This is a genomic window from Pseudoalteromonas sp. H103 (assembly GCF_001469205.1).
GTDB lineage: Bacteria > Pseudomonadota > Gammaproteobacteria > Enterobacterales > Alteromonadaceae > Pseudoalteromonas > Pseudoalteromonas carrageenovora.
Window position 1 is genome coordinate 686,604 of the sequence record NZ_LOFG01000001.1, and the last position, 25,450, is coordinate 712,053.

The 25,450-nt window shown below is 38.8% G+C and carries 20 protein-coding genes; 14 read left to right on the forward strand and 6 right to left on the reverse strand.

Annotated elements, in window-relative coordinates; translation table 11 throughout:
• Positions 1-14: 14 nt before the first annotated feature.
• From rlmM to ATS74_RS03165, 3 genes are read left to right on the forward strand one after another with little or no spacing between them, the layout of a single operon-like run.
• Positions 15-1,100, forward strand: a complete 1,086-nt coding sequence (rlmM, locus tag ATS74_RS03155) for a 23S rRNA (cytidine(2498)-2'-O)-methyltransferase RlmM (RefSeq protein WP_058547469.1) — start codon at positions 15-17, stop codon at positions 1,098-1,100.
• 17 nt (positions 1,101-1,117) lie between these two features.
• Positions 1,118-4,423 carry a PKD domain-containing protein gene (locus ATS74_RS03160; RefSeq protein WP_058547470.1) on the forward strand — a complete coding sequence of 1,102 codons (3,306 nt, stop codon included), beginning with the start codon at positions 1,118-1,120 and terminating at the stop codon, positions 4,421-4,423.
• Position 4,424: 1 nt separating this feature from the next.
• Positions 4,425-4,946 (forward strand): hypothetical protein, encoded by a 522-nt coding sequence (locus tag ATS74_RS03165; protein ID WP_058547471.1) that lies wholly within the window; start codon positions 4,425-4,427, stop codon positions 4,944-4,946.
• Positions 4,947-5,007: 61 nt separating this feature from the next.
• Here the strand turns inward: ATS74_RS03165 and cysZ are convergent, their stop codons facing one another.
• Complete coding sequence (gene cysZ / locus ATS74_RS03170) at positions 5,008-5,721, reverse strand: sulfate transporter CysZ (RefSeq protein ID WP_173827070.1); 714 nt, start codon at positions 5,719-5,721, stop codon at positions 5,008-5,010.
• A gap of 312 nt (positions 5,722-6,033) precedes the next feature.
• Between cysZ and ATS74_RS03175 the strand changes: the two genes are divergently transcribed.
• The 4 genes from ATS74_RS03175 (at position 6,034) to ATS74_RS03190 (ending at position 10,458) form a co-directional block, all read left to right on the forward strand.
• Positions 6,034-8,298 carry a sensor domain-containing phosphodiesterase gene (locus ATS74_RS03175; RefSeq protein ID WP_058547473.1) on the forward strand — a complete coding sequence of 755 codons (2,265 nt, stop codon included), beginning with the start codon at positions 6,034-6,036 and terminating at the stop codon, positions 8,296-8,298.
• A gap of 157 nt (positions 8,299-8,455) precedes the next feature.
• Positions 8,456-8,917, forward strand: coding sequence for a GNAT family N-acetyltransferase (locus tag ATS74_RS03180; RefSeq protein ID WP_058547474.1), 462 nt, complete (start codon positions 8,456-8,458; stop codon positions 8,915-8,917).
• A 218-nt stretch (positions 8,918-9,135) separates the two neighbouring features.
• Positions 9,136-10,005, forward strand: coding sequence for an MYG1 family protein (locus tag ATS74_RS03185; RefSeq protein ID WP_058547475.1), 870 nt, complete (start codon positions 9,136-9,138; stop codon positions 10,003-10,005).
• Positions 10,006-10,125: 120 nt separating this feature from the next.
• Positions 10,126-10,458, forward strand: a complete 333-nt coding sequence (locus tag ATS74_RS03190; protein WP_058547476.1) for a YnfA family protein — start codon at positions 10,126-10,128, stop codon at positions 10,456-10,458.
• A gap of 143 nt (positions 10,459-10,601) precedes the next feature.
• Here the strand turns inward: ATS74_RS03190 and ATS74_RS03195 are convergent, their stop codons facing one another.
• Together ATS74_RS03195 and ATS74_RS03200 are read right to left on the reverse strand one after the other, a co-directional pair.
• Entirely contained in the window at positions 10,602-11,246 is a 645-nt protein-coding gene (locus tag ATS74_RS03195; RefSeq protein WP_058547477.1) for a TetR/AcrR family transcriptional regulator, read from the reverse strand.
• Positions 11,247-11,248: 2 nt separating this feature from the next.
• Positions 11,249-12,112, reverse strand: coding sequence for an alpha/beta hydrolase (locus ATS74_RS03200; RefSeq protein ID WP_058547478.1), 864 nt, complete (start codon positions 12,110-12,112; stop codon positions 11,249-11,251).
• A 244-nt stretch (positions 12,113-12,356) separates the two neighbouring features.
• Between ATS74_RS03200 and speA the strand changes: the two genes are divergently transcribed.
• A complete protein-coding gene (gene speA / locus ATS74_RS03205; protein ID WP_058547479.1) occupies positions 12,357-14,270 on the forward strand; it encodes a biosynthetic arginine decarboxylase in 1,914 nt (637 codons plus the stop codon).
• Positions 14,271-14,273: 3 nt separating this feature from the next.
• Positions 14,274-15,197, forward strand: coding sequence for an agmatinase (speB, locus tag ATS74_RS03210; RefSeq protein WP_058547480.1), 924 nt, complete (start codon positions 14,274-14,276; stop codon positions 15,195-15,197).
• 53 nt (positions 15,198-15,250) lie between these two features.
• On the opposite strand, the gene ATS74_RS03215 is transcribed toward speB, so the two are convergent.
• From ATS74_RS03215 to ATS74_RS03225, 3 genes are read right to left on the reverse strand one after another with little or no spacing between them, the layout of a single operon-like run.
• Entirely contained in the window at positions 15,251-15,637 is a 387-nt protein-coding gene (locus ATS74_RS03215) for a DoxX-like family protein (RefSeq protein WP_058547481.1), read from the reverse strand.
• A complete protein-coding gene (locus tag ATS74_RS03220) occupies positions 15,624-16,646 on the reverse strand; it encodes a M48 family metallopeptidase (RefSeq protein ID WP_058547482.1) in 1,023 nt (340 codons plus the stop codon). The genes ATS74_RS03215 and ATS74_RS03220 overlap by 14 nt, the downstream gene beginning before the upstream one ends.
• A 9-nt stretch (positions 16,647-16,655) precedes the next feature.
• Entirely contained in the window at positions 16,656-17,765 is a 1,110-nt protein-coding gene (locus ATS74_RS03225; RefSeq protein WP_058547533.1) for a YjgN family protein, read from the reverse strand.
• Between the two features lie 234 nt (positions 17,766-17,999).
• Between ATS74_RS03225 and ATS74_RS03230 the strand changes: the two genes are divergently transcribed.
• The 5 genes from ATS74_RS03230 (at position 18,000) to ATS74_RS03250 (ending at position 25,395) form a co-directional block, all read left to right on the forward strand.
• Complete coding sequence (locus ATS74_RS03230; protein ID WP_058547483.1) at positions 18,000-18,203, forward strand: DUF1656 domain-containing protein; 204 nt, start codon at positions 18,000-18,002, stop codon at positions 18,201-18,203.
• Positions 18,204-18,208: 5 nt separating this feature from the next.
• Entirely contained in the window at positions 18,209-19,069 is an 861-nt protein-coding gene (locus ATS74_RS03235) for an efflux RND transporter periplasmic adaptor subunit (RefSeq protein ID WP_058547484.1), read from the forward strand.
• A gap of 10 nt (positions 19,070-19,079) precedes the next feature.
• Complete coding sequence (locus ATS74_RS03240) at positions 19,080-21,119, forward strand: FUSC family protein (RefSeq protein WP_058547485.1); 2,040 nt, start codon at positions 19,080-19,082, stop codon at positions 21,117-21,119.
• 78 nt (positions 21,120-21,197) lie between these two features.
• Entirely contained in the window at positions 21,198-21,929 is a 732-nt protein-coding gene (locus ATS74_RS03245) for an RNA methyltransferase (protein ID WP_058547486.1), read from the forward strand.
• Positions 21,930-21,996: 67 nt separating this feature from the next.
• Positions 21,997-25,395, forward strand: coding sequence for a chromosome segregation SMC family protein (locus ATS74_RS03250; RefSeq protein WP_058547487.1), 3,399 nt, complete (start codon positions 21,997-21,999; stop codon positions 25,393-25,395).
• Positions 25,396-25,450 lie beyond the last annotated feature (55 nt).

The following is a 25,450-nucleotide window of genomic DNA, read 5'->3' on the forward strand; positions in this document are numbered from 1 at the left end:
GTTTAAGGGTTAATATGTCTTGTGTTGTAATTTACTGTCGTAGTGGTTTTGAAAGTGATGCTGCTGCTGAAATAACGTTTCATGCTGCCGAGCAAGGTTTTGCAGGTTATGTAAAAGCCAAACCAAATACCGGCTATGTTGTTTATGAGTGCTTTGAAGCACACCATAGCGACGAAATAATCAAAAAAGTCGATTTTAAAAATATGGTATTTGCCCGCCAGTGGTTTGCCGGTAAATTAGTTGAAAATATGCCTGTAGAAGATAGGGTAAGTGCAGTGGTTGAAGCTGCTAAAGATTTTACATTATGCTCAGAGCTACGCGTAGAAACCCCCGATACAAATGAAGGCAAAGAGCTTTTAACGTTTTGTAAAAAAATATCAACACCACTTAAAAAAGCCCTCGAAAAGAAAAATATTGTTTTACGTGAGCCAAAAGCTAACCGTCCTGTAATGCACGCACTATTTTTAACGAATAACACAGCTTACGTAGGCTATTCATATAGCTTCAATAACTCAGCCTATTTTATGGGCATATTACGCCTGCGTATGCCAAGTGATGGGCCAAGTCGCTCAACACTTAAGCTTGATGAAGCCTTTAATGTATTTATCCCAGAGCAACAACGAGAAACACGTGTAGCAGCTGGAATGCGCGGGGTTGACTTAGGAGCGTGCCCTGGCGGGTGGACTTATCAGTTAGTTCGCCGAGGTATGTTTGTAAGCGCAATTGATAACGGCCCAATGAACGAAGATTTAATGGAAACCGGACAAGTGAAACATTTTAGAGCCGATGGCTTTAAATACCGCCCAGAAAAAAGAAATATTGACTGGTTAGTATGCGATATGGTGGAAAAACCGACCAAAGTGACTAACCTAATGATTGACTGGGCAGTAAATGCATACGCAAAAGAGCTGATATTTAACTTGAAGCTGCCTATGAAAAAACGCTTTGATAGTGTTTATGAATGCCTGACGATGATTAAACAGCAGCTTGCTAAATATGGTATAAGCTATGAGTTACAAGCTAAGCACTTGTACCACGATCGTGAGGAAATAACCGTTCATTTAAACGTTACTAAGGTGCCACAAAATTTGTATAGTTAACAAGTAGAGGCTCACAAGTGGTAAAAAACAATCTAATAAAATATCTCGGTTTACTTTTTTTATCACTTTTAATAACAGGTTGTGGCGGAGGAGGGAGTAGCGACTCTAGTGATTCATCCGGCAATGCCGCTCCAGTTGTTACACTCAGTATTAGCAGCAATGTTATTGTTGCTAACCAATCATTTACTATTACAGCGCAAGCTAGTGATAGTGATGGTCAAATATCAAGTTACCAATGGCAACAGCTAAGCGGTCCTGAATTTACATTTACTGCTAATGGCAACACGCTAACGGCAACTGCTCCAAGTGTTTCACAAGATACTAGCTTTAGCTTTTCTGTAACCGTGACCGATAATGCTGGTGCCTCTACTGACCAAGTATTTTCCGGAACCATTACCAATCAAAATAATCCACCAACAGTTAATATAACAGGGCCAAGTAGCGTACTTGCAAATACACAAGTTGATTTAGTTGCTAACGCCCAAGATACCGATGGCACAATTAGTTCTATTATGTGGGTTCAATCAGCAGGTGACAGTGTTGAATTTTCACAAACGGATGGAGTATTGAGTTTTACGGCTCCTAATGCAGCTGAAAATATAACACTTGGGTTTAGCGTTACCGTTACTGATAATTCTGCAAGTAGTGCTCAAGCAAGTACAACTGTTTTGATAACACAATTAAACACTGCACCCACAATAAGTATAACGGCTCCAGAGCAGGCGGAGCAAAATGAACTAGTAACACTTACCGCAGAGGCGCAAGATAGTGACGGCACAATAAATAGTATTACTTGGCAGCAAACTAATGGACCTGTTGTTGATATAACACAAACAAGTACAAGTATTAGTTTTAATGCCCCTACAGTCGCACAAGACACCAATATTACATTTGTAGCTATAGCGACAGATAACGACAACGCCACAAATAGTACTCAAAAAACAGTTGTTATACTTGCACCCAATAATCCGCCCACAGCGCAAGATGTGAGTATTAATGTACAGTACAACCAAACTACACAGTTTGGTTTGGTTATAAACGATGCCGATAACGATACTGTACAAGTTACCTTTCCAGATGATTTAAATGGCGCACAAATTAGTGTTGTCGATTCACAATCGCTTATATTTAATTACACACCATCTAGTAATAGTATTTCTTCACAAAGCTACACTTTGAGTGCCTCTGATGGTGAAGATACAATAAATTTCCTCCTAAACATTACTATCGTTGACTCTACGCCTGCAACAATAAGTAGTGTTACGCCCCTAAATAGTAGTGAGCCGGTGTTAGTTGATTCCCCTGTTAGTATTTCGTTTTCAGACATTATGCTAACTAGTTCGTTAGTAACAAATACAAGCGAGGGGGCATGTGCTGGAAGTGTGCAAATATCGGCCGATAGCTTTTCAACATGTTTGGCACTTAATGTAGAGAGTTTATCGGGCACGACGAGCGATACTAGCATGTATTTTCATAGTGTAAATTTAACGGCCACGTTTAGCGAAAATACTCAATACAGTGTGCGTGTAACGTCTGATTTAGTTAATTTTGATGACACGGCCACTGAAACGCAAACAGTTACTTCTTTTACTACTTCAAGCCAAGATATAAAAATAACGGAAATCTCTTCTGTGCAATTTAGTAACGACCTGCCTTGGATTGAAATTTATAACGGCACGGGAGCTGCGGTAAACTTGCAGAGTTATGCGCTTAAAACTCGTAGTATTAATATGGTTGATAGCTCGACTAGCGCAGAGACGATATTTCCATTGCCTAACAAAGAGCTTGAAAATGGTGAATATCTTATTTTACAAAGTAAGTTTGGAGATGAATTTTTAGCAAATGCATCACTGAATAATCCTAAAATAGCGCTTATAGGTAATGCAAATGATGAAGTTAGACCTTATTGGTACATAAACGGCTTTGCAGAAATTTTAAATAGCACGGGTACGCAAACAATCGACTTTGTAAAATTTGGAAACTCATCACAAGAGCCTGTAACGTCATCGCAATGGCAAGGAGGCAATTCAGAGCAGATCCTTTCTGAACAAGGGGGCAGCTTAAAGCGCGAACTTAATGCTACAGACACTAATCAAAGTACTGATTGGAGTTATTCTGTGTTTAATACACCCGCTGGGCCAAACAATATCAGCTGTACCGTAGACGATGATGAGGATGGCATTCCTGATTGTGCTGAGCAGGAGGGTACAACATTTGCAGGCTTACCGCTTTATGAGTGGGGAGCGCGCACCTCACAAAAAGATATATTTATTGAAGTCGATTATATGGATAGCAGTGATGTAGGCATCACTCCGCATCGAACTGCACTTGAAAAAGTAGTCGCTGTATTTGCAGAAAAAGGCTATACAGTTCACTTTGACGTGGGCGATTTATTTGATCAAAACACAAACACGGCACCGCAAAACTTTGATTTAGGTGGCGGAAATACGGTGCCCTTTAATGATTACACGCCATTTGAATATGACTTAAGCAGCCCGAGTTTGTTTGTTTATAAAATGGAATACACCGATATAACCCGAAGACCTATTTTCCATTACTTATTAATGGCCAGTAGTGGGAATGAAGACGGCAGTATTAGTGGGTCGGGTATTGCTGAAATAAGCGGTAATGATTTAATGGTCACTATGGGTGGTTGGGGTTTAACGCTTGATACGCAAGTAGCAACCAATGTAACTCATAATTATCAGGCATCAACAATATTTCATGAGTTAGGGCATAACTTAGGCTTATATCATGGCGGTAATGAAGAAGTTAATTTTAAGCCTAATCACCTAAGCTCTATGAACTATTTATATCAATTAGCAGGCTTATCAACAATAGGTAATAACGAAGGCGATCGTTATTATGAGCGTTTTTATCCAGGTAATGCTAGTTGCGATATTACACCAAATACCAATAGTCATTTAGGCTCTACAGATGACTTTATTATTGATTACTCAAGTGGTAGCTCAGCAAATTTAGATGAGAGTACAATACTTGAAGTACAGGGTTTAAATCGAGACGGCTCACTCCCTGTTGATTTTAACTGTAACGCAATTAACACCGAAAGCTTAACAAGCTTTGATACTAACCAAGACAATACTATATCAATACTAAGTGATGTAGATGAGTGGAGCATGATCAATCTACAGTTTTATATGCAAAGTGCAGGTAATCGGTTTGGCGTACCAAATACTAATAATAGTAAGGTGAATAATATACAAAGTTCACCTGCAAATATTGAAACCTTGCCCAAATATATAAAAGAAGCGCAACCAAGTAGTGCAATTATTGCTGAATTAAAAGCAATTAGAGAGCAATAGTATGAAGCAAGGTCTAGGCATTAGGCTTATTATTTGTAGTAGTTTTTTAAGCTTACTTATCGCGTGTAGCGATACTAATAATACACGTGAGTGGTTACTAAAAAATGATAATTTGTATTATAAAAATACAGCCGTGGACTGGCGTGTTGAATCAGTTGATGGCTGTAAAACATGTGTTATAACCCAAGATGTTGCTTATCAGCCTGAAGGCATGAGTAGTTATAATACGTTAATACAGAATCAAAATTGGGTGGCGGTACATGAGTTAAGTAAAACCAATGTTATTCGTTTAAAAATGCCATACCAAACACCTTATTTATATGTAGAGCGTGTAAAAGGTAAAACACTAACGCTGTTTGATCAGCAGCAAAATCACAGCATAAAAATTGGTGAAGTTACATCCGTAAATTTTAACAATCAGCACTTTAATATTTTGATTAAAAGCTTTGAAGAAGTAGATAAGCAAAGTGTTGCGTTGCCAAGGCGAGCAACGCTTGAGTTTATCGCTTTAAAAATAGATTAAAAAAAGCACCTTAGGTGCTTTTTTATTTTTGGCTGTTAAACCTTTTAAAGGCAATATGTCTTTAATTAGCGCGGTACTTTGGCCGATAATTATCAACCCATAAACGTGTTGCACCGCATACAGCCACAGGCATAACGATTAGGTTTATAAACGGGATCGCGGTTAGCAACATAACTGCAAAACCAAATCCGTAAGATAAACCTTGCTTCGATTTTAAATCGTCTTTCATTTGCTTAAAGCCGATTTTATGGTTATCAAAAGCAAAATCTTTATATTGCACGGCATACATCCAACAGGTAAAAAGCACCCATAATACTTGGCCAATTACAGGCAATATCCACAGTAAGATAAAAAAGCCAATTGCGCGTGGCAGGTAATAACAAAGTTTGGTCCATTCACGTCCCAGCATTCTAGGGACATCTTTTACTATTTCTTTAAAACCATCGTCATTAATTTTTTGACCGGTTAAATAGAGCTCTACTTTTTCACTGAGCAACCCATTAAAAGGCGCGGCAATAAAATTAGTAATTACTGTAAATATCATACTGTAGCTAAACAGCACCACCAGCACTGCAATAGGCCACATTAGCCACTCTAACCAACTTAACCACTCGGGAAGCATACTATTAATGTAACTAAAACCATCACTTAGCCAGCCAAATAAAAAGAATAAGGAGCTACCAAAAAGTAAAATATTAATTAAAAGCGGAATAAGCACAAAGCGCTTAAGCCCTTTTTGGCTAATTAATTTAAACCCAGAAAAAAAATATTCCATACCTTGAGTGATTTGCACTATAACCTCATAAATTTTTTACCATTATCAGCAGTATAAATAGCTTAATAAATTTGAACAGCACTTTTAAGTAACAAAGTGTTAGGCTCTGTGATGTAACTTATGTTTACATAACGATGACAAGTGTTTAAAAATATGCAATGTTATTTAGCGGGTATAGATTTAGTAAGTTTTCTCAAATTAAATAATAAACTTAAATATCATAACCATACTGAACTATATTATTTAAGAGAAAGCGTCTTTTGGAGAGTTTTGTTGTTTCAATGTGCACAAAGAAAGGTCTGAAGGTTAAATATGAATGTAGCTCGGCTAAAAAAGCTTTTATCTCACCAACAAGTAATATTATCAAAAATTGCGCTAGGGGCACCTTTAAGTGAAGTACTGACCGAGATTTGTTTAGCGATTGAAGAAATAATCGATGATGAAACGGCAATGTGTTCTATTTTATCGCGACAAGGTAACCAACTGTTTCACTGTGCAGCTCCTACGATCCCACAAGAGTATTGTGATTTAATAAATGGAGTGTATATAGGAGATAATGTCGGCTCTTGTGGAACTGCAGCATTTACAAAATTACGTACAATTGTGGAAGATATCGAAATTTCTCCACTTTGGGACAATTATAAAGATCTTGCCTTACGTTTCGATTTACGATCATGTTGGTCAACGCCAATATTCTCTACTCATGGGGAATTGCTTGGGACTTTCGCTATCTATCATGGAAGGCCTAAAGCTCCTACCAAGGTTGACTTAGAGCTAATTGACTTTTTTGTTCACTTTTCAAGTATTGCGCTTGAAAAAAATAACGAGCTAAAAAAAACTAAGCAACTCTTTGCTAGCTTGCAGCAAAGTAATGAAAAATTTAAAGCTTTTACTAAAGTGATGCCCGATCTTATTTTAATATTAAGTGAGGAAGGTGTTTATACTGATATATACGGTACATCTAATGAGTTATTACTAGAGTCTACAAGCGACCTTATTGGACAAAATGTTAATAATTTATTGCCTATAAAAGACGCTCAAATGATTATGGCAGTTATTAAAAAAACGCTCGCTACTAACGAAATGCAAATTTTTGAATACGAATTAGATGTTCCTAAGGGAAAGGTCGTATTTGAAGGCAGAGCTGCTGCTTTAGATGATTATCACACAGACAATCCATCACAGCGGCATGTAGTGTGGATGGCAAGAGATATATCAATCAGAAAAAAAGCAGAGCAAGAAGTGCATAAACTTGCTTTTTATGACCCACTAACAAATTTACCAAATAGGCGTTTGCTTAGTGATAAATTAAGCCTATGTGTTGAGAGTATTAAGCAAGGTAATGACATTGGTGCTTTATTATTTTTAGATCTAGATAACTTTAAACGAATTAATGATTCACTTGGGCACAGCGCAGGCGATGAAGTACTTGTAGAGTTATCAAAAAGGTTAAATACAATAATTAAAAGCTCAGATACATTAGCCAGAGCGGGTGGCGATGAGTTTATAATTTTATTAGAGCACGTGGGCAAAAATACGCAGCAAGCGAGTCATGAATGCAAAGTACTCGCTACAAAAATTCAAAGCGTATTTCATGAAAAATTTGAAATAGGCGAACTTGCTTTTCAAGTAAGTTGTAGCATTGGTATTTGCCTTATTGATAGCGTAAACGCACAAACGGATAATATTTTAAAATTTGCCGATACTGCTATGTATCGCTCTAAAAATAAAGGCGGCAATAGTAGCAGCTTTTACGACCCAGCCTTGCAAACACTGCTTGAAAAACAAACCGAGCTTGAAACCGATATAGTAAGGGCTATTGCGTCTAACGAGTTTTGTGCTTATTTTCAGCCGCAAGTTAATCAATTAGGTAAGGTTGTTGGTGCTGAGGCACTTATTAGGTGGAATCATCCTAAAAAAGGGTTAATAGCACCAAACGAATTTATCCCTATAGCAGAGCAATACGGCCTTATTCAAAGTCTACAAAATGTCGTTCTGCGCGATATTTGTAAGTTAATTAATGAGCTTAAAAGTACTAATACAATCGATAATTCGTTTAGTGTTTCAATAAATATTAGCCAAAGCCAATTTAACTCTTCTAACTTAAAAAAAGAGTTGTTTAGCACTATTAAAGAGTTTGGTGTTGAAGCATCTCAAATTAAATTAGAAATAACAGAATCTATGCTTTCAAGTGATATAGAACACACAATAGTGCAAATGAAAGAGCTAATTTCGGCAGGTTTTGTATTTTCTATTGATGATTTTGGTACTGGTTATTCGTGCTTAACATACTTAAGCGCATTTCCGGTAAAAGAGTTAAAAATTGATAAAAGTTTCATCGATAAAATATTGGATCAGGCTAAAGGGTTTAGCATAGCGCAAACCATAATTAGTTTAGGTAAAAGCCTAAATTTAGTTGTCGTTGCCGAAGGCGTCGAAACAGCAGCGCAATACGAAGTACTTAGCAAAATGAATATTGATTCAATCCAAGGTTATTTAATTGCAAAACCGATGCCTAAAGCACACTATTTAAAATGGCATAATGATAAAAGTGATGTTCATAGTTTAATTTCGTAATAGGTATTGCCTATTTATTTTTAGTTTTATAGCTGAGATATGGAACATGATATGGGCGATAAGGAGTAAAGATTTTTCAGTTAAACAATGCTAAGCTACGTTCGCTTAAATATTTTATTTAAAGCTTAATAAACTTATAACAATGAATGGAAGCTTTATGCAGTTAGTCGATTTGAATCCAAGTGATCCCGATGTAGTTAACGTATTTGACGATATAGACCGACTTATAAATTCTTTATACCCTGTTGCAACAGCGCAGTCTCTTGAGTTAGAAGAGTTAACTTTACCCAATGTATATGCAATAGGCTTAAAAACCGATGAAGGTATTATTGCCTGCGGTGCTATTGTCGAAAAGTTTGATACCCAACCTTATGGTGAAATTAGGCGCTTATATGTAAAACCAAGCCACCGTGGTAAAGGGCTATCAAGACGTATTATGCAAATTTTATTGCATCAGGCGGGCGAGAAACAAATACCACTAATTCGTTTAGAAACAGGCCCTAAACAAACTCAATCAATCAATTTATATGAAAATTTAGGCTTTAAACGTTGCGGTAGCTTTGGCTCATATGTCGATAATCCGCAAAGTGTATTTATGGAATTAGGGCTTAATCAATAAGAGCCTATAAACCCGCGGCATATACAAAATATGCCGTGCACTTTCATCTTTTATTGTTGCTTAGCAATAAACGTCCTACCCCTATATGAATAGCTTATATCTATTTGTAAAAATACTTCACTGTTTTTAACTCTTGTCTTCGTATAAAATCTGCCTTGTAAATTATTGGTAATACACAAAGCGAGAATTTTTATCTTTTTAAAAGTAGCAATAAGCAAATGAGCGAAATAACAGTAGTAACCCACAGCGGCAATTTTCATGCAGACGATGTGTTTAGTATTGCAGTACTAAAACATGTTTTACCTTCTTTTAAACTGGTACGTACTCGCGATAAAGCATTGATAGAAAGTGCTGATATTGTTGTTGATGTAGGCGGTGAATATAACCCAGATACAGACCGGTTTGATCATCACCAACGTGGTGGTGCGGGCGAGCGTGAAAACGGTACACCGTATTCGTCATTTGGCTTAATTTGGAAAAAATACGGTTTAGCACTGTGTGATAATAACCAAGCCGTGGCTGATAGAGTCGACTCTGGTTTAGTTTCTAACATTGATGCTATAGATTGTGGCTATGTTAAAGGTGTTGTTGAGGGGATAACCCTTAGCCAAACGCTTTCTATGTTTAACCCAACATGGGAAGAAGAAGGCAACTTTGATGAGTGCTTTAATGAAGCCGTCGATTTTGCAGCACGTTTACTAACACGTTTTATTGCCTCAGCCCATGGTAGTGTAAATGCAAAAGCAATTGTTGCCAAAGCAATTGAAAATGCCGAAGATGCTAGAGTCATCGTACTTGAAAAATATACTCCATGGAAAAAAACAGTCCATATTTTATCAAGTGACGCATTATTCATGGTTTATCCGTCTCATTCAGGGCAGTGGATATTACAAACTGTGCCGGTTGAGCCTGGCTCATTTGAAGATAGAAAGTCACTCCCTAAAGCGTGGGCTGGTTTATCTGATGAAGAGTTTCAAGTTGAAACAGGCTTAGATGACGCTGTATTTTGTCATAACGGTTTATTTATTGCTGGTACTAAGTCGTTCGAAAGTACAATGAAGTTGGCCGAAGTGGCCTTAGCTGAGTGATCTGTTTAATCTAAATAGTGGTTAAGAGATTTAATACGCCTATTTAGGGCTATATAGCTAAGTAACTTTTTTGGTTACTTAGTTTTGCTATGTTCTCTTATTTAAATTACGTGAGGTTTTATGTTTGAAGTAAAAACTATCGCGCTATTTATTATTACTGCTCTTGCTGAAATTATTGGCTGTTATTTACCCTACCTGTGGCTCAAAGAAGATAAATCCATATTACTTTTGATACCAGCTGCAATCAGTTTGGCATTATTTGCTTGGTTGCTAACTTTACACCCTGTGGCAGCGGGGCGTGTTTATGCCGCGTATGGCGGTGTTTATGTCTGCGTGGCATTGCTCTGGTTATGGGTAGTTGATGGCGTAAAGCTTACAGTATGGGATGTAGTGGGCGCAGCAGTTGCCTTACTGGGTATGGCTATTATTATTTTTGCTCCTAAGAGCGCATAAACAGATCAGATTAATTTTTACTTATACCAATTTGCTTATATATGAGGTCTATTTAATGTTAAGAAAATTACGCTAGACCTAGGCAAAAATTTTTGTAGCTAGTTGTTCTAAATAAAAAATTTTTAACGACGTTATAGTGCAATTTAATTCGTTAAATTGATCAAAGATTTATGCCGATTGGTATTACACATATATCGAGTAATTAAACCACTCACCACTTTTTCATAAGTATGCGCAAGCGTAGGGTTATTTATTAAGCTTGTTTGCACAACATGCCCTGTGTATAAACCGTAAAACTCATAAGCAAAAATACTTGGCTCTTTATCGTTACTAAAATAGCCTTGCTCTTGGCAGTTAACTGCAAGTTTAGTGAGGTAGTTAATCATTCTGGCTTGCTGATCTTGCATAAATTGCCTTACTAAACAATTTGGGTCTGTTTTGAATTCAATAGAGGCCTTAATTAGTGGGCAACTTGTATGCTGATCAGGGCAGCACTTTTCTAAAAAACTTAGCCATTGTAACCATTTTTGCTGAAAGTTATTCAAGTGCACTAATGCATCTTTATCAATAGATGGTTCAACAACTTGTTTTTTAAATTCTTCCTCTGTGAAGGCTAATATAGCAACTTGCATATCTTCTTTATTAGCAAAATGTGAGATCACTCCCGTACGGGACATATTTGCCGCGGCTGCTATTTTACCAATGGATATACTGTATAAGCCGTATGTAGCCGCAAAGGCCATTCCTTTTTGTAAAATATATAGCTTAGTGCTCTCACTTTTTTTCATTTTTAGCTCATGAACGTTGTTATTTGATCGTACACATATTGGCTTTTTAAAATTCTAACGTGGCCAAGTTTCTCAGTGGCAATAAGTGTAGCAGGCGTGTTATCTGTTAACTGTTTTATAGCTTCAAAGTTAGCAACAGAGTCATTTTTATCATGGATGAAAAGCATATGCTCATTAATTTTATGCTTAGAGTTATCTGGGTGAAGGTGTTGCCAATTAATACCGTATTGCTCAGATACCTTGTTAAGCATATTTTCTAACATAAGCTCAGAAATGCCTACTTGTTTTACTTTTTCAAACATAGCTTCAAAAATTTGCGCTGGGGCAGAAATCATCACTATTTTTTTGTTCTTTAAAAATGAGCTATCTAAATTTAATAAAGCAACGCCGCCCATAGAGTGAGTAACGACTCTGTCTATAAGTATATTTTGCTCATCAAAATAATTAAATGCAGCGGTTAAGCCCTGCATGTAACCGTATAAATGAGAAACTTTACCGTGTGAATAACCATGGCCAATGTGATCGATTGAATACACATTAAAGCCTTTTTCTACCAGTTCATTTATTAATGCAGTAAAGCGGTTTGTGCTATCTGCCCAGCCGTGAGAAAGAAACACCGTTTTACTGTTTCCCTCTTGGCTAAAGTAATACAAATTAATAGCACCTAATTGAGTATTAAGCTTAATATTTATTGGTTGAATATCGGTTCTAAAGTCGTATTGGCGCCTGCTATGCGGGTTACAAAACACCTTTATGGCAAGGCGAGCACTCAATTTTGGGAACGTTTTAGTTAAACCAAATGTTGCCGCTTTAGTGACTTTAGCAAACCTGGGTGGTTTACTCTGATTAAAATAAATTTGCTTCATAATTATGCCAAATAAGTACAGTTGTTCTATTTTATCTGAAAAAAGTACAGTTGTACTTTTTAATTAAATTACTGTGCTTAACTAGTTATAACCATAGTAAAACAGCTTGAAATGACTAAAGCTTTTATCAATGCTAAAAATCACTCGTTACGAGTAAAAATACTTGTTGGACTTAAAAGTCTATTTTTCTTTTAATGCGCGCACTTGGCCGAACCGGCATTCATTAAATAAAAGAGAAAGATAAATGAAAGAGACAACATCACTAGAACAAGCTCGCACGAGTTACAATGTTCGTCATTGGAGCCAAGGTTTTTTTGGTATTAATGATCAAGGTGATGTGTATGTTGCGCCAAAGGCTCACGCCCCAGAGCAAACTATTGCATTAACAGATATCGCAAAACAACTTCAAGAAAAAGGCTTAAGCTTACCGGCTTTAGTGCGCTTTCCACAAATTTTACATCATCGTGTGCACAGTTTATGTGGCGCGTTTAATACCGCGATTGAAAACTATGGTTACCCAAAAGATTACTTATTAGTTTACCCAATTAAAGTAAACCAACAACGCGAAGTAGTTGAAGAAATAGTAGCAAGCCAAGCTGAATTAGAAAAAAAACAATTAGGCCTAGAGGCAGGCAGCAAACCAGAGCTTTTAACTGTTTTGGCAATGGCAGAAAAAACCAGTGCAGTGATTGTATGTAATGGCTACAAAGACAAAGAATATGTGCGTTTAGCGCTTATTGGCGAAAAGCTAGGCCACAAAGTTTACATAGTGCTAGAAAAGCTTTCTGAGCTCGACATGGTGCTTAGCCAAGCAAAAGCGTTAAATGTTAAACCACGTATTGGTATTCGTGTACGTTTAGCATCGCAAGGCAAAGGTAAGTGGCAAGCAAGTGGCGGCGAAAAATCTAAATTTGGTTTATCAGCGTCACAAGTACTGCATGTAGTGAACCGTTTAAAAGACGCAGGCCAGCTTGATTTAATGCAACTTGTGCATTTTCACTTAGGCTCGCAAATGGCAAACATACGCGATGTGCGTTTAGGTGTAAGCGAGGCCGCGCGCTTTTATTGTGAGCTACGCAAATTAGGTGCAAGCATTGAGTGCTTAGATGTTGGGGGCGGTTTAGCTATTGATTACGATGGTACGCGCAGTCAATCTCATAACTCAATGAACTACAGCTTAGCTGAGTATGCAAATAACATTGTGTACACCATAGGCGATACTTGTAAGCAGTATGAGCAACCAATGCCGACTATTATTTCTGAGTCGGGGCGTGCACTAACGGCGCACCATGCTGTACTTATCTCAAACGTGATAGGCACAGAAAGCTACATACCAGAACAGCTAAAAGCGCCTGCAACAGATGCACCGCTTTTATTAAATAATATGTGGGCCTCGTTTGTGCAGCTAACAGATTTAACGGATGACCGCGCACTGATTGAAATTTATCACGATAGCCAAGGCGACCTAGCAGAGGCGCATAACCAGTTTGCACTTGGGCTTTTAGATTTAACGCAGCGTGCGTGGGCAGAGCAAGTTAACTTACGTATTTGTTATGAGCTTAACAAACACATGGATAACAAAAATCGTTTTCATCGCCCAATTATTGACGAGTTGAACGCGCGTTTAGCTGATAAGTTTTTTGTAAACTTTTCGCTTTTTCAATCATTGCCTGATGCGTGGGGGATTGATCAAGTGTTTCCGGTATTGCCATTAAGTGGCTTAACCGAAGCACCAAAAAAACGCGCTGTATTACTTGATATAACCTGTGATTCAGACGGCGCACTCGAGCACTATGTTGATGGCCAAGGCATTGAAAGCACATTGCCCGTGCCTGAGTACAGTGCCGATAAACCCTACCTAATGGGCTTTTTCTTAGTGGGTGCGTACCAAGAAATTTTAGGTGATATGCACAATTTATTTGGCGATACACACAGCGCCATTATCAATATGGATGAGCAAGGCGTTGCCAGTATTAGCGAAATAAATCAAGGCGATACGGTGGCCGATATGATGCGCTATGTGCATTTAGATGTTGAGAGCTTTCAGCAGTCGTACGCGCAGTTAGTGTCTGCAAAAATAGATAAAAATGAACAGCAAAGCGTTTTAGACGAGTTGCAAAACGGCCTTAATGGCTACACTTATTTAGAAGAGTTATAAGCAATGTCTAGCTTGTTTGGTCATGTTGACCACTCATTGTATTCAAACGGGATGACGTTTTTACGTCGTCCTATGGTGCAAAATATTAATGCCATTGATGCAGATGTCGTTGTACTAGGCTTACCGTTTGATTTAGCAACATCGGGCCGTCCCGGTGCTCGCTTAGGGCCAGATGCCATTCGCAGAGCGTCGGTACATTTAGCCTGGGAAGGCACTAAATACCCGTGGACATTTCCTTTGTTTGAGCGTTTAACGGTTGCAGATGCAGGGGACTTTACTTACCCGGTAGGCGATCCTGAGTATTTTACTGCACAGCTAGAAATGGCCGCAGAGCAAATACTTCGCCAAGGTGCAACGCTGTTAGGCCTTGGTGGCGATCACTTTGTAACGCTTCCGCTATTGCGGGCACATGCAAAGATACATGGCAAAATGGCACTGGTTCATTTTGATGCGCACACCGATACATACAGCAATGGCTCTCGTTTTGATCACGGCACTATGTTTTATCATGCGCCTATGGAAGGGCTGATTGATGTAGAGCACAGTATACAAATTGGTATTCGCACCGACTTTGACCAATCAAAGCATGAGTTTGCAGTGATTGATGCAATGCAAGCTAACGACTTGCATGCCAATGACATTGCAGGGCAAATACGTGAGCGAGTAGGCAACTTACCCGTTTACCTAACGTTTGATATAGATTGTTTAGACCCTGCATTTGCACCAGGTACAGGCACTCCCGTGTGCGGTGGTTTAACGTCAGATAAAGTGCTTAAAATACTGCGCGCGCTAAAAGGCATAAATATGGTGGGTATGGATGTGGTAGAGGTATCACCGTCGTACGACCAAAGCGAGCTTACCGCTATTGCCGCAGCAACCATTGCGAGCGAGTTATTGCATTTGTGGACACATAAAAATAAGTATTAACGTTATAAGTTAAGTCCTACTAAAAAGGTATGCACTGGCATACCTCTTTTATTTTAGAGATGTTGATTAATTTCTTTTAACCAAATAACGCTTAGCCCAATAAGCGGCAGGTTAGTAGTTACTGGGTTAAATGCTTCAATGAGTGATGGTGGCTGCATTACTACAACCGCTAACAAAAGCCCTACAAGCGCTAATATATTTAAGATCACGATGTGCTTATTTTTATAAAATACTAATAAACACACGCCAAATATAATTTCGCCAACACCCGCTGAACGTGTAATCAAGTCAGACACTTGTGCTGAAAAACCTGCACTGCCTGTCATCAATTTTTCAAGCGGTGCAATATGATATAGCTTTGGAAAAAAGCCATGGTATATCCAACTCAGCCCTACAATATAGCGAGCAATTTGTATATAAAACGTGTTACTTTCTGGCATTATCAATCCGCTCTTGTGCACTTGGGTGGCTTGATAAATATTCGAGTAAATTATTTACCTTTTCAATATGCTCGTTTTCGCTCGTATGCGCGCTTTTTAGGGCTTGTATGGCATCGGCAAAATCATTACTTGAATAACCTAAATGCTCAAGTTGAATGAGGGCATAGCTATCTGCCTCACGCTCCATATCACGCGAAAAACCCTGCTGCGCAAACGTAGCCCCAGTGCCAAGAGCTACTTCTGCTATACCTTCTAAATCGCCAAATATAACCGCAAGCACAATGGTACTGGCTGCCGATTGGGCAGTCATACGTACACTATGTTGGTGAACAACATGGCCAATTTCGTGCAGTAACACGGCTTTTAACGCGTCTGGTTTGTCTGCAAGTAAATTAGCTAATTCATCAGTGACTACAATACGCCCATGGGGCATTGCAAACGCATTAGCGCCAAAGCTCTCTGATTTATAAAACGATAATCTATAAACCGATGGCTCGAGCGAGAGTTCATTAAGCATGGTATTAAAGTGTTGCTGTACTTTAGCTTGCTGATCAATAGGCAGCTCACTTTCATCAAGCGCTAGCTTTTCAATTAAGGTAAAACTTTGCTCACCCATTTGCTCTACTACACTGCGCGGCAGGGTATCAACACTGTAAACAGCAATCGCTGGTACTACTTTATAAAGCATTAGCCACATAAACAGCGGTGTAAAAATAATGGCAGCTAAAATAGCCCATTTACTTTTTTCAAGGCGCTCTAGTAGGTCGTGCTTATCGGCTTTAAAAGGCCAGCGATAATTTACATCACTTGGAATGAAGCGGCTACCATCATCAAAACGCAGTTCATCAGCAAGCCCGGCAAGGCCAGAGGTGAGTGTTATATCGCTTATTGCATAGCTTGAAATAAGCTGGTCATCGTGGCTAATTTCAACCAAGGTGTCGCGAATATTAGCGACACCTTGTTGATAATTACTTGATGCTTTGGGGAAGTAATGTCCCTGTACGTGCATAGTAAGCTCTTAGGTTAGCGATAAATCGATATCAAATACATTGGCTGCTTCTTCAGCAAACGATGACTGCTCTTGCTGCGCAGTATCTACTAAATTTAGTGCACTTGGGTAAATATTAACGGTTGTAACCTCGGCAAGCATTCTAGATGTACGCACTTTGGTCCACGGGTATGCAAGTCCTAAGGAGAACACAATGGCCAGCATATTGGTTAATAGTAATATGGCAAAAGGAATAGGCTTAAGCTGTGATTTAAATGACGCTACGTCTTCAAATTGGCTGTTATCAAAAATATGATTACGAATAGCCGCAGCCCACACAGCGGTTACTATCGCAATCATAAATACGTAAGCGACCATTAGTGCACCAAACATGAGTGTCATGGCTGCAGGGTCTTGCATGTTTTGTTGATTTTCTACATTGAGCAAATCAAGCCCAAACAAGCCTAAAATAGCCATAAAAATCACCATAGTGATAGAGCTCACCACAAAACAAATAAGCGCTGTTAAGTAGTATGTTTCACCTTTTAGGTTAACTGTTAATGGCGTATCGCCGTAACTAATATTGCTATGTATGTAACTGTCGATACGTTTTAAAACATAAGGCATCAATAAATAAAGCGTAAAAATACTGGCTACAGGTAACAGTATAAAGTTAACAAAGGCTTCGCCGTAATTGCCTTTAAACGAAAAACGCACATTACGATGACGGGTCATACGCATATTAAAGCGCAGGCCTTGGTTAATAACCCACGGCATTAAAAAGATAAAAGCAACCGCAAAGAGTAAGCCTATAATAGGGAAAAAGCTGCTCCCAAAGGTGTAAATTAAAAATACGATAACCGCTAAAATACGGCCTTTTAAAATTTGCATGGGTGTTGCTAGGTAGTCAAAGCTGTGTCCGTCTATGCGAGTGTGGCCATAAAAGTAACGCATTGTGCGCACCTTTGCCCATGCAGAGTAAATACCTAAAGTAAGTACACTGAGTAAAATATTGACTATCCAAATACCAAAAAACTCACCGCCTTTGCCGCTAAACTGTACTTTACCGCTAAAAATAGGGGGGGCTGGCTCGTTTGCTGGTGGGTTTGCTTCTGGGGGAGTAGGGTGTATTGATTCCATTAAAATTATATCCATGTTGTTTTTTTGTTAATTTACCTAAATTTGGTGCAAAACTCAATATTTATAATAGCGCCAGCCTTTTGCAAGTAACTGATTAAAAGGCTATAAGTAAAAGTATCAGGTTTAAAATTGTGTCGATATTAATTTTAGATTAAGAGCAAAGTATTATAATTAGGCAGTTATTTATATCACGCGCTATTTTTAACCATTTCAAAACACCTATGGATTTTTATTATGTTGCAAGCTGTTGTTTTAGGCGGGGTAGAGTTTAGTCCTTTGGTTGTTTATTTTCCTATAGCATTTGTTTTAACGGCTATTACACGGTTTGTATTGCATCGCTTAGATTGGCACGACCGTATATGGAAGGTCGCTTGGTTTGAAGTGTCTTTATTTATTTGTTATTTGGCCCTAACCGTTTACTTACTCAGTGGAAGATAAATTAGATGACAAAATATCTACGTATACTTTTAACCGTTATAGTTGTTATAGCCGCTGTATTTGCTGGGCGCTGGGTATGGACTGATTATATGCATACACCATGGACGCGTGATGGCCGTATAAGGGCCGAAATAGTGATTGTTTCGCCCGATGTATCTGGGTGGGTGACTGAGTTAAATATTAAAGATGGGCAAACCATTAAAAAAGGTGACTTACTTTTTAGTGTTGATAATAAACGTTATCAAGCCGCGCTTGATAAAAGTAAAGCAAATACCGAAAATGCCCTATACACATGGGAATTGGCAAAGCATAAATTACAACGTAGAAAAGGCTTAAATACCCAACAAGCCATTAGCGAAGAAGGCCTTGAGTCTACACGCATTAATTCAAAAATAGCCAAAGCTAATTACGAGCTTGCAAAAACTGAGCAAGCAATAGCACAGTTAAATTTTGATAGAACAAAAGCGTATGCACCGGTGAGTGGGCAAATTATTAATTTAAACTTACGTCAAGGTAATTACGTAGCACAAGGCTCATCAGTCTTTGCAATTGTTAAGTCGGACTCGTTTTACGTTACAGGCTATTTTGAAGAAACTAAAATCCCTTTAATACACGATAATCAAAAAGCTAAAATATCACTGTTAAGTGGCGGTGATGCTCTAACTGGTCACGTAATTAGTGTGGGTAAAGCTATCGCTAATACGAACACACAAAGTAATACGCAGTTATTACCTGTGGTGCAGCAAACATTTAATTGGGTGCGTTTATCGCAGCGTATTCCGGTTGATATTAAATTAGACTCGATACCTGAAAAGGTTCGTCTTAGCGCTGGAATGACCGCCACAATTCACCTCAATACGCATTAAGGAGAACACCTTGGGTGATGTATTGAGGAATTTGTTTTTTCCTAATAAGCAGGCCATTACTTTTGCAACAAAAGGCGTTATTGCTATGGCAATGTCGTTAAGTGTTGCTATGTACCTTAACCTCGATAGGCCTTATTGGGCGTTAGTTTCAGCCATATTTTTACAGCTACGCCCAGAAAGCGGTTTAGTCATAGAAAAAGCAATTTGCCAAATAATAGGCACTATTGTAGGTGGCTTATTTGGCATATTTTTGCTTACACAACTTATGCCTTATCCATACCTTGCTTTGAGTACTTTAGCATTATGGCTAGGGTTAAATTCAGCGCTTTCGGCAATGGTGCGACAAACCAATTTTATCTATGCGTTTGCTATGGCAGCAGTGACAGCTGAAATTATTGTACTTTTAGTGATGGCCAATCCAGCAACAGTAAGTAGCCAAGCCGTTTTTGATATAGCACAATCTCGAATGAGCGAAATAGTAGTGGGGTCGTTATGTGCAGGTTTAGTGAGTCATTTATTTTGGCCTGTTAAGGTAAAAGAGACTTTGCAGGTACAAGCACGCGCTGTTATTAACCAAACATTAAATTACTTAATGACCGAAATAGATGAAAAAGGCACACACGAAAAACGTCATCAAAAAATAGATACAATAATGGCAACTCTTGGCGCTATAAATGAGGATTCAAGCGCGGTAAGGTACGAAGGTCCCAAAGGACCCGGACGCGCTCGTGCTGCAAACCAAGTTTCTCAAAAAGTACTCTCTTTACTTGCGCTAATTCAAATCTTTGGTCGCTTGCAGCGAAGTCATACTGAGTTGATCACACCCGATTTAACAACGCTTATGCATAATATGAGTGATGTTTTATGCAATATTGCCAAATCAGACAGTTTTCAATATTGCGCAGATGAGGTAAAGGCCTATAGAAAACGCTTAACAGCGCTTAAGGCAAATAATCAAACCGACTCCCCATTTGAATCGCATATGTTGTCGCTAGCCCTAGAAATTGCCTCTGAGTTAACCATATTACTCAAAGCATATAAAGCACTAGAAGAGCGAGACCAAAGCCTATTAAATGCCCCTAGCATGCTGACCTATCGTGATCCTTTAGCGGGAATGTTTGTAGGACTTAGAACTAGCTTAGTATTTATTATTGGTGCATTTGTTTGGGTAAGTACAGGCTCATCAGCTGCATTAATGATTATGATTTTACCAGTTATTTTTTCAATCATGTTGGCGCGCATACCTCTTGCCATGTTAAAGGTCGTTTTAAAGCGCTTATTAATAGGTATTGCTGTTGCCTCATTCGTCACTGTTTTTTATGCGCTTAATTTACTTTCACAAAGTGGTGGGCAGCTAGAGATTTTAATTTTGGTACTAGCGGGGCCTTACTTTTTAGGTTTACTGCTACTGGCAGATAGAGCGACACTGCCGTATGGTTTAGGGTTTTGTATTCCGTTTACTATTTTAGTTCGGCCAAGTACTGATATGAGTTTGGCGTTTTCTATCGATTATACTTTAAGCGCAGCAATGGCTATTTTTGCGGGTGTGAGTATTTTGTATTGGGTGTTTCACTTAATTACTGGACCGAGTGTACGTTTACTTATTCACCGAGTGTTTAAAACAACGCATCAAGACTTATTACATATCCATCAACAGCGCATGCCTGCTATTTGGTATAACCGCAGAATGTCAGATCGTTTACTGCGTTTGACTAATTACGATCAAGGCTCTCATACGCGTGCGATCACTGACTTAGCGTTAACCGCTTTAAACATAGGACACGCATCTATTCGCTTGCAGTCTATTTGTACACAGCTTGCTGGCAAAGACTTAAAGCAACTTATTAGTTGGCAACATGCCCTTGCCGATGCTTTTTTATTGGCAACAAAAGGTAAAAGTAGCGATGAGTTTAAAAGCAAATCAGACGCTTTATACGCAGAACTAGTCGATGTCTCAGGCGAAACAAGCCAAGTAGAGGCAATAAAAGGCATGTTTATGCGTATTAACCTTACCTTTGAGCGAAGCGCTAAAAAAATAGCGGAGGCTTAATCAGCGTTTTCTCGTTTTTGAAGTTCAGATGTGTTTGTTAAATCTGTTATACTTCGGGGATAAATTTATGGGGCTGTTATGATTTCAAAAAACCAACTCAAACTTATTCGCCAACTTGGCCAAAAAAAGTACCGAAAGCAATATAATCAATACCTTGTACAAGGTGAAAAAAACGTACTTGAGTTGTTAAACAGCCCATTAAAAGCGGTTGATATATTTGCTACGCAGGCGTTTATAAATGCTCATCAAAGCCAATATCCCCACACACAATTAATTGAAGCACAAGAAGAGCAACTCACCAAAGTAAGTACGCTGGTAAGTAACAATGCCGCAATTGCTATTGTTAATATGCCAAATGCAGAGCTTCCAAAAAATAATGGGTTAATTCTTGCTCTTGATGGCGTATCAGATCCGGGCAATTTAGGCACTATTATTAGAGTTGCTGATTGGTATGGGATTAAACATATTGTAACGAGTACCGACAGCGCCGATGCTTACAACCCTAAAACGATTAGTGCCACTATGGGCTCGTTTGTAAGAGTATCTGTAAGCCAAGTTGAATTACCTGAATATTTACAAACTTTAAACTTGCCAATATATGGCGCGTTTTTAGATGGGAAAAGTGTGCATAAGACACAATTCAGTGGTGAGGGTGTTTTGCTTATGGGCAGTGAATCGCATGGAATACGCGAGCAGTGTGCAAAATTAGTGAGCGACAAAATAACCATACCTGCTTTTGGCGGTGCAGAGTCACTTAATGTGGCAATGGCCACCGGTATTATTTTAGATAACTTTAAACGCCAAGCTTAACTTTTTAACTGTTTATGAGTTAAATTGTTTATAATTAATAACAATAATAATCGGTAATAACAATAAGATGCGCTTAAGCACTATCAAATTAGCGGGCTTTAAATCGTTTGTAGAGCCCACTAAAATTCCATTCCCTGATCAAATGACGTGTGTTGTTGGCCCTAATGGCTGCGGCAAATCTAACGTTATTGATGCAGTGCGATGGGTGCTTGGTGAAAGCTCTGCTAAAAACTTACGTGGCGATGCCATGACCGATGTTATTTTTAATGGCTCAACTAATCGTAAACCTATCTCGCAAGCCTCTGTAGAGCTGATTTTTGATAATACCCAAGGTGATACACCCAATACTTTTACCGATCGTAATCAAATTGCAATTAAACGCTTAGTAACTCGTGACGGGCAATCGCTGTATTTTTTAAACGGTAGCAAATGTCGTAAGCGCGATATTACCGATATATTTTTAGGCACAGGGCTTGGGCCGCGTAGCTACGCGATTATTGAGCAAGGGATGATCTCGCGCTTAATAGAAAGTAAACCGCAAGAGCTGCGGGTATTTTTAGAAGAAGCCGCCGGTGTGTCTAAATACAAAGAGCGCCGCCGCGAAACCCAAACACGTATTAAAAGTACCCGCGAAAACCTAGAGCGATTACTTGATGTGCGCAAAGAGCTGCAAACTCAGCTTGATAAACTTGCTGTGCAATCAGTTGATGCTAAAAAATACCGAGAGCTCAAGGCGCAAGAGCGCACTTTAAAAGGTCAAATTGCTGTTTTAAAATGGCAAAAGCTGCATCAACAACAGCTCGAAAAAAGCACACTAATTAAAGAGCTGAATGAGCAAATAACGTTTTTTAAAACGGCGCACTCAGGGCACGATGACGTACTTGCAAGCCTAGAGGGGCAAGTTCAAGCACAACAAGATAAATTAAGCGACGCGCAGCATCAGCAACACGTTACTCACACAGAGTTGACCCGTGCTGAGCAGCAACAAATAAATATTAAACAACAAACACAAACGCTTAAACAAAATCGTGTAAAGCTAGAGCTACGTCAATCGCAAAGCTTAGAGCTCAAATTACAGCAGCAAAGTGTATGTGAACAACTCGAAATTACCTTGCAAGACGCCACAGAGCAAAGCTTAATGTGCACGGAACAAGTTGATGAGTTGACTCAAACATTAGAGTTATTAGCTGATGAAAAGCTGCAAACTACGCGTGTGTGGCAAGCTTTAAATGAGCAGCAGCTTGAACATAATAGCAAAGCGCAATTGCAGCAAAGTACGATTAATCAAAGCGTTCAAGCACGTGAGCATGTAAGTAATCAGCTAAGCCAAGTACAACAGCAAATTAATGAACTTAAAAGTAGCGATATAGAGCAGCAGCTAGTTGAGCAAACACAAAGGCGCCAAGCCCTCACTCAAGAACTTGCCAGTAAGCAAACTACGCAGTCGCATTGCAGTGCTGAACTTGCAGAGCAGAATAATTTAGTTGAGCAAGCACAAAAGCAGCTTGAAGATAACTTACAGCACCTTAACGAGCTAAAAGCCAGTATAGCTGGTTTGACGAGTAGCCTTGGACTTGAAGATAAAAATGCTCAGAGCCAAAATTTATTTAAACAATTAGTAGTTAAAGAAGGGTTTGAGCACGTAATTGAACAAGCCTTGCAATCACTTGAGCATTTACATGTAACTAAACAGCAAAGTAATAACAGTGTTTGGCAAAGTAATAAAGCTGCGCCAAAAAACAGCTTAGCTGCATTTGTTAATAAGGGCGTTTACCCTGATTTACTCACACGCATTGCTTATAGCGAAGTCGCAGATTTAACATTGCTAAGAGATGATTTTTATATTGCGGTGATGGATAGAACAGGTGCGCTTCATGCTCGAAATTGGCATGTTAGTGCCGATAAAAACGCCGATAACTCTCAGCTTTTAAAGCATAAACAGCTAAAAGAAAAAACAATACAATTAAATGCTTCACAACAAGCGCTGCAAAACATACAACAGCAGTTTGACGATTACAAAGCCCAGCAAACACAGCAAAGTAATGAATTAAACGAGCTTAAAGAGGCTATACATCAACTTGCACAAAATATTGCCATAGCCACAACGCGTAGCGACATGCTTAAAGAGCAGGTTGCTCAGCACTTACAACAATTAGAAAAACTTGAACAGCAAAAGCTGACATTAACAACTGAGCACACACAGTTATTAAAAACGTGCGATGAACAAGTGCAAGTGCTTGAAGTAATGAAACAGCAGCAGCTTAATTTAACTGATGATTTTGCAAATGCAAATAATGCTCGAATACAAAGTGAGTCGCAGTATAGCCAAGCTGTAACCACGCTTGAGCAATATAAAACGCAAGCGCATCAAAGTAGTTTATACGAACAAAAAATACAAAGTGAATGGCAACTAAGCCAAACTAAACTTAACCATGCAAAGCAAGAGCATAAAAGTGCAAGTGAAGGTGCTAAAGAGTTACTTGAGGAAATAGAAGAGCTCCTCATTCCAGAGCAAGAACTCACAGATAAAATTACAAGCTTGCTTGAGCAACACAAGCAAGGTGAGCAGGTGCTAATATCGCTTCAAAGTAAACTTGCTCAAGCTAAAGAAAGCTTAAATACAAAGCAAGCGAGCCTTAAGAGTTCACAAGGTGAGCTGGTGGGTTTACAAGAGCAGCATCAAAAACTCACCATTGAAGAACAAAGCTTACTTATCAAAGCACAAGCCGCGCTTGAGCCATTAGACGAGCTAAAACAAAACTTAAAGCACATACTCGAAGCATTACCTGACTCTTTAAGTTTAAGTGCCGCGCAAAACCAGTTAACGGGAATAACTAATCAGCTTGAAAAATTAGGCGCCGTAAATTTAGCTGCAATAGAAGAGTTTGACCTTGCAAAGCAGCGTAGTGAATACCTAGATAACCAATTAGATGATTTAACCAAAGCGCTAAATACTCTCGAAGGTGCCATTCGTAAAATAGATATTGAGACAAAAACACGCTTTAAAGCGACCTTTGATCAAGTTAACGAAGACTTTGCAGAGCTATTTCCAAAAGTATTTGGTGGTGGGAGTGCATATTTAGAGTTAACCAGTGACGATTTACTCGAAAGTGGTGTTAGTATAATGGCACGACCACCCGGCAAGAAAAATTCAACAATTCATTTGTTAAGTGGTGGAGAAAAAGCGCTGACCGCATTATCATTAGTGTTTTCTATATTCAGGCTCAATCCAGCTCCATTCTGTATGCTGGACGAGGTAGATGCACCGCTTGATGATGCCAATGTGGTTCGTTTTTGCCGTTTGGTTGAAGAAATGTCACAATCAGTGCAGTTTATTTATATTAGTCATAATAAAATTGCGATGGAAATGGCAGGGCGATTAACTGGCGTTACTATGGCAGAGCCAGGCGTTTCACGAATGGTAGCAGTTGATATAGAACAAGCAGTGCAACTTGCACACACATAATATTTTAATTTAAGCGTATTAGTATTTTACTAATGCACAGGTTTAGGCATATCAA